Origin of the sequence: Ensifer sp. ZNC0028, assembly GCF_000799055.1 — a bacterium.
Taxonomy (GTDB): Bacteria; Pseudomonadota; Alphaproteobacteria; order Rhizobiales; family Rhizobiaceae; genus Ensifer.
Window position 1 is genome coordinate 1 of sequence record NZ_JTLA01000151.1, and the last position, 16,210, is coordinate 16,210.

Genomic DNA, 16,210 nt, shown 5'->3' on the forward strand with positions numbered 1-16,210 from the left:
GCTGCCTTTTGAAGCGGGTGCATGCCAACAACGTCATCGAGGCGCGGTTCCTGCGCATGCTGACGGACCGCGATCTCAATCGCATCTTCGTCTACAGCACCCATCCGAACCATCGCAACCGGACGCTCGACATCTACCGTTAGAAAAGCAATCGCGTCGCTATGGCGCCGAGAAAAATGCAATTCGTCCCTGAGCAACAAACAAGCGGCCCCGTCCGCCTGTCGCTGATCGGGCGGTGGCCGCTTCTCCGATCTCCAGCCGAGGAACAGCTTAGTCGTCATCTCCAATTCCGGATGCGGCGCCCATCGCGTCGGCATCAAGCCCGGTTTGCGTCTTGCGCCGATAGGGTTCGGCGAGCTTTCGGAACGTCAAGAGCTCGTCGTCGATGCTCGCGCGGTTCTTCTTCGCGAGCAGACCTCCGCCGGTGACCGGCGGAGGCGGGGTCGTTCAGATCTCGTTCGATGCGGCTGCACGGCCAGCCAGCGTCTGGCGCAGCACGATTAGCGTCAGAACCGCAACGCCGATCAAAGTAGAGACCAGTTCGGGCGCAATCAACAGCAGCGCAGCGACTGCCAGCAGCAAACGCTCAAGCCACGATAACGGGCCCACCAGCCAGTTTGTAATCGCCGCCGAAAGCGAGAATATTCCCATTATCGCACCAGTGAACGTCAGCACAAACGCACTCCAAGTGAAGCCCTCGGTAACCAACAGTAGGGAGGGGGAAAACACGAACATGAAAGGCACCAACGCTTTACCCATCGACAGCCGGAAAGCCGTGTTACCCGCCTTGAATGCGTTCGCACCGGCTATCCCCGAAGCCGCATAGGCTGCTAATGCCACTGGCGGTGTCACGTCCGCAAGGACGCCGTAATAGAACACGAAGAAATGCGCGACCAGCGGTTCGACATTCATCATGCCCAGCACCGGCGCAGCTACCGCAACCATGATTATGTAGTTTGCCGTGGTCGGGATGCCGCACCCCATCAGGATGCAGACTGCTGCTGTCATCATCAGCGTGAACAAAAGTGCGAGGGTCTGCAGGCTGAACAATTCGAACGGAAGGAAGGAAAGGAAGCCATGCGCCGAGCCTGCCCAGTATTGTGCGATGCTTGTGACCATGAAAGCGATCTTGAAGCCGATACCGGTAAGCGTCACCACCCCGATCACAACCCCGACGAGTGCGGCAGCGGCGGTTACGGAAAGGGAGCTTTTTGCGCCGGAAACAAACCCGTCATAGATCCCGGTCGCCCATTGTTTCGCGCCGGCGGACAAACCCGACGCCCTGATCATCTGGATCGCATAAACCACCATGCAAGCGGCGATGGCCCAGAATGCGGAAAGGAAGGGGGTGCGACCCGACATCAGCATCCATACGAGCAGTACCAACGGCAGCACCGATAGCCAACCTTCACGCAACACCTTCCAGGCCCTTGGCAACTCTTCTTGCCGCAAGCCGCGGATGCCAAGGCGCTTGGCTTCCAGGTGCACCTGCACGAGCACGCCGAAGAAATGCATGAAGGCAGGTACGATGGCGGCGATCAGAATCGTGCGCAACGGCATACCCAGGTACTCGACCATCAAAAAAGCAACGGCGCCCATGACCGGAGGAGTGATCTGACCGCCGGTGGATGAAGCGGCTTCGACGGCAGCGGCGAAATGGCGCTTGAATCCAATTTTGATCATCGCCGGAATGGTCAAGGCGCCTGTTGTCACCGTGTTTGCGATGGAAGAGCCGGAAATGGTTCCCAAGAGCGCCGAGGAAATCACCGAGACCTTCGCAGGACCGCCGGCAAAGCGCCCTGTCATGGCCGTTGCCAGGTCGATGAACAGCTGGCCCAGTCCAATTTTCTGCGCCAGGACGCCGAAGAGGACGAAATGGAAGACATATGTCGCGATGACGCCCAACGCCGTTCCATAGATTCCTTGAGAAGACAGATAGAGGTGGTTGATGATCCCCGACCAGTCGGCGCCGGGGTGGACGAAAATTCCCGGCATTGACCGTCCAAAGAAGGCATAACAGATGAACAGGATCGCTATGACCGACAAGGGCCAACCCATCGAACGGCGCACGGCCTCCAGCAGCGTCACTAGCAGGATCGTGCCCATGGCGATGTCGATCTGATTGGGATTACCTATGCGAAACTGCAATTGGTCGTATATCCAGGGCACATAGAACGCGCTGATCGCTCCGGCGATCGCCAACAGCCAGTCAATAACCGGTAAGCCGAGGATCACGAAGCCCGTGGTTTTAGTCCGCCCCGAGTTGGAGGCGGCGAAGCTGAGGAAGACAAGGAACAACGTCACCCCCATATGGAAGCCGCGATGCACGGTCGCGCGGGGGATACCGAAGCCTGCGGTATAGAAGTGGTAGGACGATAGCAGGAACATGATGACCCCGGCCATAATGGCTACGGGCCTCAGTACGGCGCGGAACCGCGATTCGGGATCGAACTCTTCCTCGATACCCCTCAGTTCCTGTTCGGACAGTTGCCGGGTCTGCTCCGCCATGGATCCCTCCTAGAGTTCTTTTTTCGCTGGGGCAGGGACGCGGGCGAGCCGCGCCCCAGGGGAGAACTCCCTTATTTCACCCTGCCGGCCTCGCGATAGAACTTCTCCGCTCCAGGGTGGAAGGGGATGCCCGCGCCTTGCACGGAGTTGTCGAGGGTGATGTTCTTGCCCTTGGCATGGCCTGCGGCAAAGAGTTTCTGCGTCGTCGCGTTGAACAGCGCCTGGGTGATGCCGTAGACGAGGTCTTCCGGTTGCTCGGCAGACGTCACCAGTTGTGCACCGACCGAGATCGTCGCCACATCCGCGTCCTGGCCCTTGTAAGTTCCTGCGGGCAAATTGTCGGTGGCAAAGAAGGTGTATGTCTGACGCAACTTGTCAACTTCGGGCCCGGCAATCGGCACCAACACGACGTCATGCTGACTGGACAGTTCGGCAATCGCACCTGCCGGATAACCGCCCACAAAGAAGAAGGCGTCCATCGCTCCGTCGCGCATGCGATCGGCCGCCTGGTCGGGCTTTAGGTATTCTGGCGAAATGTCGGCTTCCGACAGACCGAACGCCTCGAGAATGATCTTCGCATCGACCAGCGTGCCCGAGCCCGGCTCGTCCAGCGAGACTTTCTTTCCTTTGAGATCGGCGACCGAAGTAATGCCCGCATCCTTGCGCGCGACAAGATGGATGCTCTCGGGATAGAGATTGGCGATCAACCTCAGATTTTCCACCGCTGGCTGACCCTCCCATAGGCCCGTGCCAGTCTGTGCCCAATAGGCCACGTCGGACTGGCTGAAGCCGGCCTCAAGCGTGCCACCTTTGATCGCGTTGACATTGCCGACCGAGCCATTAGAGGCAACGGCTGTGGCGATCAGGCCAGGCACGCCGCACGAGCCACCTTCGTTGCATGCGCGCGAGCCGGGGGGATTGGAGATCGCATTCGCGATAAGGCCACCGATGGGGTAGTAGGTGCCGGCGGTCCCGCCAGTTCCGATACGGAAGAATTTCATCTCCTGGGCGGTGGCGCCTTGGAACATCAGGCCGACGGCAACTGCCGCTCCAGCCACTGCCTTGAACGAAAAGAATTTCATGTCTTACCTCCCGCTAAGAATCGTTTTGTCGATGCCACCCTCTGGCAGCCATCCGGAGAGACTAGGCGGAAAGGATCGGATGGGTCTAGTCTGGCTGGAGGTTTATCCGACCGGCACGACCACCGGGCGATGATGCACGATGATTGGTCCGGGGGTAGGCGCCAACGGCGCTCTCGGCAAAAGTTGCTAACCGCCTTCTCTTCCGACGGTCTACTCAGCAATCGTGACGATGGCTGCGTAGCGCAAGCTACCTGGTCTGCTCAGCGACGAAAAAACCTGAATTTCTAGTGAAAGTTTGATCACTAATGCTCGACGAACGGCGGGAGAACGTGGCGCGTACGAAAAGGGAATTTTTAACCCGTTCGGATTATTGGCAAATTTGACAGGATATTTGTCAAATTGGTGGATGTCGGTGGAGATGGGCCGATCCGGCCTCGGATTGGCACTGGAACGATCTAAGAACACGACCCGCTCGAACAGGACAGCGAAAACCCCTATATTCCGCGGGGAGAGACAGTAGCTTAAATTCGCGTTCCGCGAGAACCGCGGGCCTGACCAAGCTTCGGTTCTCAAGGCCACTACGAATGACTCGGCATCGACGATCTGCCCATAAGACAGCCGATGGAAAGAAGAAGGCGCCGAGCAGAGCTCTCGTGGCGATGTGGGGGCGCTCGGCCGACCGCTGTCAACGGCGCGCGTTTCCTTTTGCGGGTTAGGCGTTGACTGCTGCCACCCACTGATTGATGCTTGCGCCCCTGGCACGCTAAAGATGCGTTCGTCCGCAGAACTGGTCTCGCGTCTTCGGGATCTGCCGACCAAGATTCTCTGTCTCAGAAAGGGTGCACAAGATGATGCTGATCGCGAAGATCATACTGGCGGCAGCCGCGTCCCTGGTGGAGCACAGCCAGGTGCCGAGCATCATCGTCGAACGCGGACCGTGTCTCGGGGAATGCCCCGTCTACCGCTTCCAAGTGAGTGCAGCCGGGGGTGTGTTCGAGGGCCGGCGCTTTACTAACGTTTCGGGGGAGCAGCGTTTTCCGATCACGGCAACGGAATGGTCGACGTTCCAGTCGACACTCGCGCCGTTTCGGCCGCAAGGAACGGAAGACATCACCGCAGGGCATGCGCGATGCACCCAATTCGCCACGGACCACGCTTCCGTAGTGATCACCTGGATCGGGGCCGGGCGAACTGACCAACTCCTATTCAACTTCGGATGCAAGGACCCACAGAATGATGCCATGGCAAGGACGCTTGCCGATGTGCCGGATTTGCTTGCAGTCGGGAAACTTATCGAGGAGCGGCAACTTGAGGATGGAGCGTGGGACCGTCCAACAAAATGACTGAACGGACTGCCCCTCTCAAGAAAGAGCGGCAAGTTGCGCCCATCTCGTGTATTGCAACTGCGGGCTGCCGGTATCCGGCGCGCATTTGATGCGGCCTTGTCGCTCGCATGTGTCGTGCCAGTTGCCTTGTCGCCAGATCGGCGCATACTCTTTGCATCGCTGGGCAGTAACAAGGGCCCCGGCGGCTGGAAGATCATTCGCGCTTTCGCCCCAGTCTAGGAGGTCGCGAGATGTATCTCTCGACACGTCCAAGGACGCTTCTCCCCCACGAAATGAACCAGATCGAACGGGTCTTCAACGACATTCTGCGCGAGCGTGGATTGACGCGGCAGTGTCGTGCGGCTGAAGCAATCGCAAAACGACTGATGCAGCTTTATCTTAGCGGCGTCCGCGGGCGAGTCGCTCTCAGATACCTGACATATCTGGACGAGCCGGTCGCGACCCGGCCATGGCCAGATACGAGCCCGCTCGTCGAGGAGGTCACCATGGTAGATGTATCCCGTAAGGAGGGCGCGCAGATCAGCCCCGAGGATCTCGAGCTGCTTCAGCGCACTTTCGATCGTGTCTGCATCTGGTGCGATATCCCACGGTATGGGAAGCGTGCGGACCGATTGGCGCGCCACATCACGGATCAATTTCGCAAAGGGCTTTGTGGCGAAGATGAGCTTTTTGAAACCGCCATGTGGCTGGAGCGGAACTCCGGCCCATCTCGATCACGCTCCGACGCATAGTTAATCTGTCGTGTCCGGCGTGCAATTCATTTTCGTCCTTCAACGCCCGGCCGATGTGGGGCGTGGTCGAATTGTGCGATGCAGCGGAAATTGGACGCCAGAAAGTTCGTTCAGAACTTCTCCCGTCTGGCGGAGATCCTTCGCCAATTCAGGCGGGGCAGAAAGCCTTCGAGGCAGATTTTCGAGAAGTCGAAAAATGTTGGAGATCGAAAGGGCATTGGACTTGGTTGATGAACTGCGGAGCGGTCGCGCATCCGTCCGTCATCACCAAGGACCGTTCCGCTCGGCGATTAAGCTTTTAGGAAAATCAACCGTTCATCGACGCGGCCTGGCGTGACTTCGTGGATCTCGGCGCTCACCACACGCTCTGACACGAAAGGATCTTCTTGAATTAAGGCCTCAAGGCTTTTCCGATCTATATTATGGGCGAGAAGTGTCCCGCCCGCGTTCGGCTGGAGGCTGCCTGCAAGAAGAAAAGTCCCGCTGTCGAAGCCTCTTTTGATCCAGGCATTGTGACCCTCAAGGAATTGGGCAGCCTGCGTCCTGTTGTCGGAAAACCTGAGAAATACGATAAACATGATCCGTCCCGTTTATTGAACTGTGATGGAATGAAAGAGGCGCTCTCGCGCTATCCCCCCTCGAGTGGTTTTGTTCGTGAAGCCTTTGCAGCGGTTTCCTTCAACCAGTCTTTCATCTGATCAACCTCGCGCTGAACGAAGTCTTGATCCTTGAAGGCATTGAAAAGGATCGCGGCGCCCTGGCTTCGGGCAAGAAGATGCATGGCAAGCACATCCGAATCCGTTTCTCGGCCAAGCGCGACAAACTGACGGCGGAGCCACGTCCGGAACAGCATGAACAATCTGCTGGCTTCTGGCTGCGCCGCGTGGTTCAGCTTTGCCAATTCGCTTGTTAACGTTCCGATCGGGCAACCATAAAGTTTGATCTTCTCCCCATTGACGATCAGGATATCGATGAAGCCGGAGATCCGCTCGACTGGCGACGTGCCCTCCACCTCCCATCGCTCCAGCATTCCATTGCGATCCGCCAGGCGTTTCTGGATTACCGCGTCGAGGATGTCGTCCTTCGTCTTGAAATGGTGATAGAAGTTGCCGCGAGATATCTTCACGCGCTCGGCGATGTCGGCAAAAGATGTGTGCTCAAATCCCTGGCGGTAGAACAAGTCGTCCGCCACGCCAACAATCTTCTCGCGCGTCGCCCGACTTGCCATCGTATTGCCTCCCTGTTGGACACCTTGGTCAGCGGACGTCTCTTCGCCCTTTAAGAATGGAAGTTCGGCATATCCGCAATCATCCACGCGAGATCAGGGTTGGCGAAGAAGGGCAGACCGAATTCCACGAGATCGATATCACCGTTCGCGATTGCCTGTTTTGCAAGGTCAAGGTCGTGGCCGTTTTTGTTAGCTGAAAGTCACTCGCTAGGGCCGCGGCCATGAATCTTCCCCCAAATCAAACTAGGGCAACTGTCCTAACTCTCGTTATTAGGACGGGCGACCTAATTTGTCAATGCTCGTTTGACTGTCGCGAACGGACGTTGAAGCTGCGCTCGAGCCACGTGACCCGCGACGAAGGCACGCCGCATGCAGCTGCGGCCGTTCCACGACCAACCTTATTGCCGTCTTCGCCGGTCATCTCATGCAGACGCGAATTAATGAGGTGGGCAGAATGTGACGGAGAATTTTTGAAACCGTTTTCGGCAATGCCATCGCCTCCACATCGCCTTGATCGGAGAGGGAGTGGCGACCTGTTCGCTCTGGGCATAAAAATGAGGCCCCGCAGGAACAGGCGGGGCCTCATTCGTGAAGGTCGTCAAACCATACAAAACGCAATACGTACATTAATTCAGTGGCCGCACGGCAATGAATACACAACCATGGATTAGTTCTGTTGTGCAACCACGGTTGCATCGTCGCAAATATGCGGCTCGATCACAATCATACAGGAGAATTAGTTGCCTAATCAATTTGTGTTACGCAACTCCACAACTGTTGCTAGTTTTATTGGCGCAATGCCATCCGCTGCGTGCGTCTAGCCGAGTGGCGCCAGGTCAGGGTCAGCCTGACGGATCCGGTGAACGGACACGTGCCGCTATCGGCCCGGTTCCTCTCAAGCGTTGGAAGCAGTTCTGCGTCACCACCATCCGATATCAGGTGAACGTCAACTGAACCTTCATGGAATGACTGCGGTCGCCAGCCAGCTCGAACGCCTCCACGGCACGCGCCACTTCGAACGTATGGCTGATGGTCGGGGAGAGATCGATACGCCGGTTCGAGATGAGGTCGACGGCCTCGCCGAATTCGGCATCGAAGCGGAAACTGCCTGCGATCTTGAGTTCTTTGGTTACGACGGAAGGAAGCGGGAACGGCATCGCGCCGCCGAGGCCGACGGCAACGAGCGTGCCGCGCGGTCGAAGGCATTCGATCGCGGTGGCGACTGCCGCCGGATGCCCTGAGCAATCGAACGCGACGTCTATCCGGCCCTTGCCGGCTTTGTAGCGGTCGAGGCCCGTCGCGTCCGCGCCGTTGATGACGATTTCATCGGCGCCGAGGCGTTCGGCGATCTTCAATGGTTCGGGAACGACATCGCAGGCGATGACGCGCTGCGCGCCGGCAAAACGGGCGGCCGCGATGGTCAGACATCCGATCGGACCGCAACCGAAGACGAGGACCGTCCTGCCAAGCAGCGAACCCGCCTGCTTGACTGCATGCAGGCACACCGCAAAGGGTTCGGCCAACGCGGCAAGGCCGGCATCGACGCCGGAGCCGACCGGGTAGAGGAGGTGAGCCGGAACGATCAGCGCCCCGCGAAAGAGCCCCTGCGCATGGGGAAAGCGCATTGCGCTTCCGCGGAAAAGCATGTTGTTGCAATGGTTGCGCAAGCCGCGCTGGCACTCCTCACAGTGGCCACAGGGCAGCGACGGGTTGATGGCGACGAGGTCGCCGGGTGCAAGGCCAGTCACGCCCCTGCCGAGCGCGGCGACGGTGCCGGATGCCTCATGGCCGAGAATCATCGGTTCGCGCAGACGCACGGTCCCGAAGCCGCCGTTGTGGTAGTAATGGAGGTCGGAGCCGCAGATGCCGCCGGCGGCTACGTGGATGAGGACTTCGCCTTCGCTGGGATCTGCCTCCTCAGGCCACTCCTCCAGGCGAAGATCGTGTGCTGCATGGGCAACAACAGCGCGCATGTCTACCTCCTTAAAGTACCGACAGCATGCCGCCGTCGACGAAAATCATCTGGCCGTTGACGTAATCGGAGGCCGGCGCGGAAAGGAACACGGCGGCGCCCACCAGTTCCTCCGGCTTGCCCCAACGCGCGGCAGGGGTGCGCCCCTTCACCCAGGCGTCGAATTGCGGGTTTTTGATCAGTGCCTCGTTCATGTCGGTGAGCATGTAACCCGGGCCGATGGCGTTGGCCTGAATGCCGTCCTTGGCCCATTCTGCTGCCATGCCCTTCGTCAGCATCTTCACGCCGCCCTTGGCGACCGTATAGGGGATGACGGTGGCGCGCGCGAGTTCGCTGGTCAGGGAGCCGATATTGACGATCTTGCCGTGACCGCGCGCAATCATACGGCGAGCAGCTTCGCGGCCGATAAGGAAAGCGCTGGTGAGGTTGGTATCGATGACACGCTGCCAGTCGGCAAGCGCAAGTTCGACCATCGGTTGGCGATGTTGGATGCCGGCATTATTGATGAGTATGTCGATCTCCAGCCCTTCGGTATCGAAGCGCTCGAATGTCTTGACGACATCAGGCTCGCTGGTCACGTCGAATGCGGCCTCGTAGACGGTATAGCCGTCGGCGCGCATGGCTTTCGACGCCTCTGCGACCGCGTCCACCGAACGGCCATTCAGTACGAGATGGGCACCGGCGTCGCCCAGCCCCCGCGCGATGGCATTGCCGAGACCGCGTGTCGAACCCGTAACGAGCGCCGTGCGGCCGGAAAGGTCGAAAAGCCTGTTCGTCATGGCGGGCTCCTTAGAGTTCGGACTTGCGACAGATGAGGTCGGAACGCTCGAAAACTGCCGGTAGAAGATCGACACCGAGGCCGGGGCCATCCATCGGCAGGACGTATCCGTCCTTGATGGTGGGGAGGACCGTCACCAGTTCCTTGTACCAACCGGTATAAAAGGCGCGCACGGATTCCTGGATCAATGTGTTCGGCTGGCTGAAAGAGGCGTGGATCGCCGCGGCGAAACCGATCGGGCCGGTGCAGTCATGTGGAGCGAAGGGGCGGTGATAGGTGTCTGCCAGTGCCGCTATCTTGCGGCCTTCCGTGAGGCCGCCAGTCCAGCACAGATCTACCATGGCGATGTGCATGGCGTCACGCTCTAACATGTCCTTGTAGGGGAAACGTGAGCCGAGCGTTTCGCTGGCGCAGACCCACACATCCGTGAACGCGGCGTATTCGGCGAGCGCCTGCGGCGAGTTCATGCGGATCGGGTCTTCGTACCACGTCGGCGCGTAGGGTTCGAGGGCACGGGCGATCTTTTTGGCGGTCGGGAGGTTCCAGAGTGAATGGAACTCCACCATGATCTCCATGCGGTCGCCCACGCGCCTGCGGATCTTTTCAAAGGGATCGATGGCCCTCTTCATCTGCTCGGCGGAGATGAAGAGACCGCGGTTCTCCTGGGCGGCCGGGTCGAAGGGCCAGATTTTCATGGCGGAAATGCCGTTTTCGAGCAGGTTCTCCGCCAGCGCCCCGGCATCGGTCATGAAGCCGGCAAGATCCTCATAGGGCCCCTCGGCAGCGCCGAGGTTCCAAGTGTCGACCGGGCGGATGTTGTTGCTGCGGACATAGCCATACCCGGCACAGGTGTTGTAGACACGCAGCTTGTCGGTGCAAAGGCCGCCGAGCATTTGGTGAACCGGCTGATCGCAGACCTTGCCAAACAGGTCCCAAAGCGCAATGTCGATGGCCGATGCGGCGCGGTATTCCGCACCCGTTGAGGACTGAGCCATCGGCAAGTCGGTCATGATCCGGTTCAGCGCTTCGATGCGCAGCGGGTCCTGCCCCAGAAGACGCGCGGCAAGCGTATCGTGGATATGCGCTTCGACCGCGCCAGCGCCGTAAAAGGTTTCACCAAGGCCGATGGCGCCGGCGTCTGTATGGACGCGAACCCAAAGAACGTTCGCGAACTCCTCCGTTCGCAACGTTTCCAATGCTGTGATCTTCACCTTTACCTCCTCCATGCCACTCGCAATGCGCTGACGCGGCGGCTCGTCGCCTGTGAGTTCAGGAAACCCGTGTGCTGCAATTGACATTCTATGATATTCTGTGAAATATCACGTAACGATCGCAATAGCCACTGGGAATGTTTTTTGCAAGAGACCATGCGGGTGGAAAAAGAAGATACAAAGCGAGACATCACGCCCGTCGCCGGAATAGAGGGGGTGTGGTCACTGGAACAGAACCGCGACCTGACGACGGTCGCCTATGAACGCATCGAGGAGCTCTTCGTCGCGATGCGGATTGCGCCGGGTGAGGAGATTCGCACGCAGGACCTTCAGGTCATGGTTGATCTCGGCCGCACGCCGGTACATCAGGCTGTGCGTCGCCTCGCGGCCGAAACACTTCTGGAGATCCGCCCGCGCAATGGACTGCGTGTCGCGCCGATTGATCTATCGCGTGAAAAGCGTCTGGCCGAATTGCGCCGCGACCTCAACCGTTTCGTTACATCGACAGCCATCCGAAACATAACCGCCAATGACCGTGCGGCCTTGCACTACCTGCGCCGCAAGCTCGCAGCAGAACTGGACGCGCTGTCACTGGACGCCTTCAATGCCATCGATAAATCCTTCGACCGGCTGGTCATCCGCGCCTCCGGCGAGCGCTTCCTTGACCGGGTGCTGAGCCCCTTGCACGCAATCGCCCGGCGCATAGGCTTCCTGCATATCAACCAGATCAGTGGTCGCGAGGGCATTCTCGGCAGCGCCGAACGGCATCTTGCGATCATGGATTTCATGCTTGCCGGCTCGGAGGAGAAGGCTTGTGCGGCATCCGACGAACTGGTGGCATACGGGATAGCGATGCTGCAGCAGCTCGAGAAAGAGATCGATCCGGCGCTGCTTGACGTGCGGTTTTCCGCTCGTGCCGGCAAGGCTGCCTGGGCCGTGCGCAAACCGAAGCCGTCGACGGGTTAGTTCATCTGAAAGGCAAACTTAAAGACTCATGGGAGGAGTTTAGAATGAAGCGTTTTCTTATTGGCACCACATTTGCCGTCATATCGGCCATCGGCCTTGCTGGCACGGCGCTTGCGCAGGAGTTCTCGTTCCGCTTTCAGTCCTCGGACCCCGCGGGCAATCCGAATTTCGAATACCAGAAGGGTTGGACCGACCTCGTTGCCGAACGCTCCGGCGGCAAGGTGAAGATCGAGCTTTTGCCGGTCGGCTCCGTCGTGGAATACAACGAAACGCTTGATGCCGTCGCCGGCGGCATTCTCGATGGTCAGATCTGCGATTCGTCCTACTGGGCTGGCAAGGATCCGGCTTTCGGACTGATCTCCAACCCGGTCGGCGCCTGGTCCGATCCGGCGCAGATGATCGACTTCGTCGAGAACGGCGGCGGCAAGGAGATCATGCAGGAATTGCTCGGCTCCTACGGCCTGCATTTCATCGGCGTTTCGACGCCGGGCCTGGAAGCCTTCGTGTCGCGCGTGCCTCTCGATGGCGTCGATGATCTGAAGGGCCTCAAGATGCGCGCCCCGGAAGGTCCGATAGCCAACGTCTTTGCAGCCGCAGGCGCTGCCCCGGTCAACCTGCCGTCCTCCGAAGTTTACACCTCGATCGACAAGGGCGTTGTGGATGCGGCGGACTATTCCGTGTTTTCCGTCAATCAGGCGCAGGGCCTCAATGGCGTCGCGAAACATCCGGTGTATCCCGGCTTCCATTCGCTGCCGCTTGTCGAGGTCTCGATGAACAAGGCGAAGTGGGACGCGCTGCCGGATGACCTGAAGAAGATGCTTGAGGAAACCGTCAAGGAGTTCCAGCAGACCCAGATCAACGGCTTGAAGGCCGCCGACCAGAAGGCCGTGGAGGCCGCCAAGGCCGAAGGCACGATCACGATCCATGACTGGTCTGCCGAGGAGCGCGCCAAGTTCCGCAAGCTTGGGGTCGCCGAATGGGAGAACATTGCGAAGCGCTCGCCGATGGCCCAGAAGGTGTTCGACACCCTGACGGCCTACCTCAAGGAAAAGGGTCTCCTCTGACCGATTCCATGCGGCGGTCCGTCCGGGCCGTCGCTTTCTCGTGCCGAGGGAGAGAGGCATGACAAGAGACACGTTTTCAGAGGACGCCGATGCCGCCAGGGGCGACGAGGTCGTCGGGGCTGTTCGCGAAGCCGGCGTGCTCGGCCGCTTCATCGACAGGATCGGCTATGTTTTCGCCATCGGCATCGTGCTCGCAGCACTCATCCTGCTCTTGGAAGTGTTTCTGCGGTACGTGTTGAACAGTCCAACGATTTGGGCACACGAGACGACCGTCTTCCTTTGCGGTGGGGCTTTTGTCTTCGGCGGTCTCTATTGCACCGCCCGCAACAGCCATATCCGTGTCGTCCTGCTCTATGATCACTTCTCGCCACGCACGCGCCGGTTTGCCGATATCGCTATTTCCCTCGTCAGCGCCCTTGCTAGCGGCTTCTTTGCCTTTGCCGCCTACCACATGGTCGAACGGGCTGTGGTCACTCCTTCCGGTGAGATCCGCCTGGAGACCACCGGCAGTGCCTGGAGCCCACCGACACCGGCCCTGATCAAGATCTTCATCCTCGTGGTGATGATCCTGCTCGTCGTCCAGTTCCTCATTCTTGCCGTCAACTACGCCAAGCGAGCCTCAAAGGACTGAGCGATGGCCGATTTCCTTGATTTCAGCATCAATCTGCAGGCACTCGGCATCGGCTGGGGCACTCTGCTCATGTTCGTGATGATGGTTGGGCTGCTGCTCTCCGGCATGCCGCTCGCCTTCGTCACCCTGCTCGTGGCGCTTATCTTCGCGCTCGGTTGGTTCGGCCCTATGTCGATCCCGCTCATCACAAGCCGCGTTTATTCCTTCGTGATGAACTTCGTGTTCGTTTCAGTGCCGATGTTTGTGCTGATGGCGGCAATCCTCGACCGCTCGGGCATCGCGCGTGACCTCTTCGACGCCATGAAGCTTTTTGCCGGCCGCATACGCGGCGGCGTTGCGGTGCAAACCGTCTTCGTCTCGGTGATCCTCGCCGCCATGAGCGGCATCATCGGTGGCGAAATCGTGCTGCTCGGCCTTATCGCGTTGCCGCAAATGCTGCGTCTCGGCTATGATCGCAACCTGGCGATCGGCGTCGTTTGCGCAGGCGGGTCGCTCGGGACGATGATACCGCCCTCAATCGTCCTGATCATCTATGGACTAACCGCGAACGTGTCCATCGGCGAGCTGTTCACCGCCGCCTTCTTGCCCGGCTTCATGCTGGCGATGTTCTATGTCGCCTATATCCTCGTGCGCGCCTACTTTACGCCGGGCATCGTTCCGCCCGTCGATACAACGCCGATCCCGAACGAAGAGAAGCTTCGTCTTTTGAAAGGCCTTGCGCTTCCTGTGCTGGTCGTGTTCGTCGTTCTTGGATCGATCTACGGGGGCATTGCGTCCGTCACGGAAGCCTCCGCCATCGGCGTCGGTGGCGTCATCCTTTCGACCATTCTGCGTGGCGAGTTCTCTTACAAATTGCTGCGCGATGCGGCGATGCAGACGCTTTCAACCGTTGGCATGATCGTCTGGATCGGTATCGGCGCAACCGCCATTGTTGGCGTCTACAACCTGATGGGTGGCGTGAATTTCGTCTCGGGCATGATTACAGGCATTTCCGACAATCCGACGGTGATCGTGCTCGTGATGATGCTGATCCTGTTCGTACTCGGCGCCTTTCTCGATTGGGTGGGTATCGCGCTTCTGACGATGCCGATCTTTGTGCCAATCATCAAATCCCTTGGCATGGATCCAGTCTGGTTCGGTGTCCTCTTTTGTATGAACATGCAGGTATCGTTCCTGTCGCCACCTTTTGGACCGGCCGCATTCTATCTAAAGTCAGTCGCACCTCCAGGGATTACGCTGGGCATCATTTTCCGGTCTCTGGTGCCGTTCATCATGTTGCAGATCCTTGGAGTCGCCATGCTGATCGCTTTCCCCGGGATCACCGGACGCTAGCAACGTCAGCCTACCAAGATCCCCGCGCCGGTGCGGCACTTAGGCGCCTGCATCCGAAGCGGGGCGCGCAGTGGTCTCCGGGCGCGCCGATCTGCTGCTAATGGTCTATATAGCTGGGTCGGTTCATTTTGCTTTGAGATAGGAAATGAGGGCTTGTCAGTCCTGCTCTTTGGCGATCCGGATTGATGTTCTGCGAACGAGCGGGGTGGGGCGACGAGTTAGGCATTGAAACCCTGTTCCGTCCAGACCACAAGGGATAAGAGGTGTGCCGAGGGACGGAGAGGGCCCCTGACTTCGGACACATATACGTGGCAGGTCGCCTCGAGCGAAAAGCATATCGCAAAGGCAGACGCCGCATTCAAATGTCCCGTCTTGGCCCTCATGAGTCGGGCGGAACTTCAAGTCGATGTGACCATTTATGCCTCGGAAGGGCTGGAGGTTCTCCATGACGGACTATAAGGGCATCCCAATCGTAGATTTTGCCGGCCAACTCGAGGCGATGACTGGGGACGAGGTGTTTTCCCTCATGTCCGATCTCGAGGCCGCTAGCGAATGCGGTGATGGCCCGGAGCGCAATGAGGTGCTGTCGCGGATTGCATTGACTGAAGAAGAGATACAAAAGCGCTTTCCGGGTCAGTTGCTTGCGCCATACCGGGAATGGAAAAAACGCAATCGCTGAAATTCTGCTGCCCGGTTTCGCGGCAAGTTGCGATCTTTGATCTCGACTGCAACGACGGCTCTTCACCTGCACCGTTTAGTTATCGTGTCGTGACGATCTGGTTGGATCGCGCCGCAGGGATCTGGTCCCCGAGCGAAGGGCCCCATCCGGATCATGACGGCGAAGAAGACAAGCCTTCCGGCTTTTCGAAGTCGGGACTGGTGACGCGATAGCGCGATAGGCATGCGAACTCGGCGTAGCCGAACCCTTCTCATGCCGTTCTCATCTTTTCGGAGCGCCTATTTTTGCAGGGGGACAGAGATCACATAAAAGGAATGGCCTCGTCCGGGGATGACGAGGCCATGGGCACTTATCGAGCTTCATTCCCTTGAGGGACAATGAAGGTGTCGCCCTGATCGGGGGGCTCAGGGTTTCACAAACGCTAGAACGTCGTTGCCCAAGAGGGGTTCCGGGCTCCGGCAAAAAAATATGGCCCCGGGTGCGACCAAGGGCCATGAAAGAACGTGCGCGTGTCGAGCCTAAGCCTTCAACAGGCTAGGCCCTCCTCAGGAACGGCTGGCACTGAAACTAGTTCCATGCCTATTTGATTCTCTCCGCCGCTCGATCGATGAACACGCTAAACCCGTCGGGGTTTATGTACCCCTCCGGTGACGGCCGCCTTGCTGAGTTAGGCTGAAGGCTG

At 58.9% G+C, this 16,210-nt stretch carries 14 protein-coding genes and 1 pseudogene; 7 read left to right on the plus strand and 8 right to left on the minus strand.

Translation table 11 applies throughout. The annotated features are described in order from the left end of the window. Window positions 1-270 precede the first annotated feature (270 nt). From L981_RS36090 to L981_RS30195, 3 genes and pseudogenes are all read right to left on the minus strand, one after another. Window positions 271-414 (minus strand): annotated as a pseudogene (locus L981_RS36090) (type II toxin-antitoxin system RelE/ParE family toxin); the annotation flags it as partial. Window positions 415-447: 33 nt separating this feature from the next. Beyond that, the gene (locus L981_RS30190) at window positions 448-2,508 is read right to left on the minus strand and encodes a TRAP transporter permease (protein WP_043625486.1); all 2,061 of its coding nucleotides are present in this window, start codon (window positions 2,506-2,508) and stop codon (window positions 448-450) included. Window positions 2,509-2,579: 71 nt separating this feature from the next. Continuing rightward, window positions 2,580-3,590, minus strand: coding sequence for a TAXI family TRAP transporter solute-binding subunit (locus tag L981_RS30195; RefSeq protein ID WP_043625488.1), 1,011 nt, complete (start codon window positions 3,588-3,590; stop codon window positions 2,580-2,582). A gap of 848 nt (window positions 3,591-4,438) precedes the next feature. Between L981_RS30195 and L981_RS35705 the strand changes: the two genes are divergently transcribed. Both L981_RS35705 and L981_RS33495 read left to right on the plus strand, forming a co-directional pair. Continuing rightward, complete coding sequence (locus L981_RS35705) at window positions 4,439-4,933, plus strand: DUF6438 domain-containing protein (RefSeq protein WP_245281751.1); 495 nt, start codon at window positions 4,439-4,441, stop codon at window positions 4,931-4,933. A 233-nt stretch (window positions 4,934-5,166) separates the two neighbouring features. Further along, window positions 5,167-5,667: a hypothetical protein gene (locus tag L981_RS33495; protein ID WP_052202106.1), complete on the plus strand. Its 501-nt coding sequence runs from the start codon at window positions 5,167-5,169 to the stop codon at window positions 5,665-5,667. A gap of 290 nt (window positions 5,668-5,957) precedes the next feature. Here L981_RS33495 and L981_RS30210 read toward each other — a convergent pair whose 3' ends face one another. From L981_RS30210 to L981_RS30230, 5 genes are all read right to left on the minus strand, one after another. Further along, window positions 5,958-6,245, minus strand: coding sequence for a YciI family protein (locus L981_RS30210; RefSeq protein WP_043625491.1), 288 nt, complete (start codon window positions 6,243-6,245; stop codon window positions 5,958-5,960). 50 nt (window positions 6,246-6,295) lie between these two features. Then, window positions 6,296-6,895: a TetR/AcrR family transcriptional regulator gene (locus L981_RS30215; RefSeq protein ID WP_043625493.1), complete on the minus strand. Its 600-nt coding sequence runs from the start codon at window positions 6,893-6,895 to the stop codon at window positions 6,296-6,298. Window positions 6,896-7,830: 935 nt separating this feature from the next. Beyond that, entirely contained in the window at window positions 7,831-8,868 is a 1,038-nt protein-coding gene (locus tag L981_RS30220) for an L-idonate 5-dehydrogenase (RefSeq protein WP_043625496.1), read from the minus strand. 10 nt (window positions 8,869-8,878) lie between these two features. Then, window positions 8,879-9,646: an SDR family oxidoreductase gene (locus tag L981_RS30225; protein ID WP_043625499.1), complete on the minus strand. Its 768-nt coding sequence runs from the start codon at window positions 9,644-9,646 to the stop codon at window positions 8,879-8,881. Window positions 9,647-9,656: 10 nt separating this feature from the next. Then, the gene (locus tag L981_RS30230) at window positions 9,657-10,856 is read right to left on the minus strand and encodes a mandelate racemase/muconate lactonizing enzyme family protein (protein WP_043625520.1); all 1,200 of its coding nucleotides are present in this window, start codon (window positions 10,854-10,856) and stop codon (window positions 9,657-9,659) included. A 144-nt stretch (window positions 10,857-11,000) separates the two neighbouring features. Between L981_RS30230 and L981_RS30235 the strand changes: the two genes are divergently transcribed. The 5 genes from L981_RS30235 to L981_RS30255 all read left to right on the plus strand — a co-directional run bounded on the left by L981_RS30235 (window position 11,001) and on the right by L981_RS30255 (window position 15,528). Next, entirely contained in the window at window positions 11,001-11,822 is an 822-nt protein-coding gene (locus L981_RS30235; RefSeq protein ID WP_197067212.1) for a GntR family transcriptional regulator, read from the plus strand. A gap of 44 nt (window positions 11,823-11,866) precedes the next feature. After that, the gene (locus L981_RS30240; protein WP_043625502.1) at window positions 11,867-12,886 is read left to right on the plus strand and encodes a TRAP transporter substrate-binding protein; all 1,020 of its coding nucleotides are present in this window, start codon (window positions 11,867-11,869) and stop codon (window positions 12,884-12,886) included. Window positions 12,887-12,944: 58 nt separating this feature from the next. Then, window positions 12,945-13,517, plus strand: a complete 573-nt coding sequence (locus tag L981_RS30245; RefSeq protein ID WP_043625505.1) for a TRAP transporter small permease subunit — start codon at window positions 12,945-12,947, stop codon at window positions 13,515-13,517. A 3-nt stretch (window positions 13,518-13,520) separates the two neighbouring features. Further along, window positions 13,521-14,849: a TRAP transporter large permease subunit gene (locus L981_RS30250; protein ID WP_043625509.1), complete on the plus strand. Its 1,329-nt coding sequence runs from the start codon at window positions 13,521-13,523 to the stop codon at window positions 14,847-14,849. A gap of 445 nt (window positions 14,850-15,294) precedes the next feature. Next, complete coding sequence (locus L981_RS30255; RefSeq protein ID WP_043625512.1) at window positions 15,295-15,528, plus strand: hypothetical protein; 234 nt, start codon at window positions 15,295-15,297, stop codon at window positions 15,526-15,528. The last annotated feature ends 682 nt before the right edge of the window (window positions 15,529-16,210 follow it).

Excerpts from the sequence above, each read along its gene's own strand:
- L981_RS30190 (WP_043625486.1), bottom strand. The coding sequence starts at position 2,508 with ATGGCGGAGCAGACCCGGCAACTGTCCGAACAGGAACTGAGGGGTATC.
- L981_RS30195 (WP_043625488.1), bottom strand. The coding sequence starts at position 3,590 with ATGAAATTCTTTTCGTTCAAGGCAGTGGCTGGAGCGGCAGTTGCCGTC.
- L981_RS35705 (WP_245281751.1), top strand. The coding sequence starts at position 4,439 with ATGATGCTGATCGCGAAGATCATACTGGCGGCAGCCGCGTCCCTGGTG.
- L981_RS33495 (WP_052202106.1), top strand. The coding sequence starts at position 5,167 with ATGTATCTCTCGACACGTCCAAGGACGCTTCTCCCCCACGAAATGAAC.
- L981_RS30210 (WP_043625491.1), bottom strand. The coding sequence starts at position 6,245 with ATGTTTATCGTATTTCTCAGGTTTTCCGACAACAGGACGCAGGCTGCC.
- L981_RS30215 (WP_043625493.1), bottom strand. The coding sequence starts at position 6,895 with ATGGCAAGTCGGGCGACGCGCGAGAAGATTGTTGGCGTGGCGGACGAC.
- L981_RS30220 (WP_043625496.1), bottom strand. The coding sequence starts at position 8,868 with ATGCGCGCTGTTGTTGCCCATGCAGCACACGATCTTCGCCTGGAGGAG.
- L981_RS30225 (WP_043625499.1), bottom strand. The coding sequence starts at position 9,646 with ATGACGAACAGGCTTTTCGACCTTTCCGGCCGCACGGCGCTCGTTACG.
- L981_RS30240 (WP_043625502.1), top strand. The coding sequence starts at position 11,867 with ATGAAGCGTTTTCTTATTGGCACCACATTTGCCGTCATATCGGCCATC.
- L981_RS30245 (WP_043625505.1), top strand. The coding sequence starts at position 12,945 with ATGACAAGAGACACGTTTTCAGAGGACGCCGATGCCGCCAGGGGCGAC.
- L981_RS30250 (WP_043625509.1), top strand. The coding sequence starts at position 13,521 with ATGGCCGATTTCCTTGATTTCAGCATCAATCTGCAGGCACTCGGCATC.
- L981_RS30255 (WP_043625512.1), top strand. The coding sequence starts at position 15,295 with ATGACGGACTATAAGGGCATCCCAATCGTAGATTTTGCCGGCCAACTC.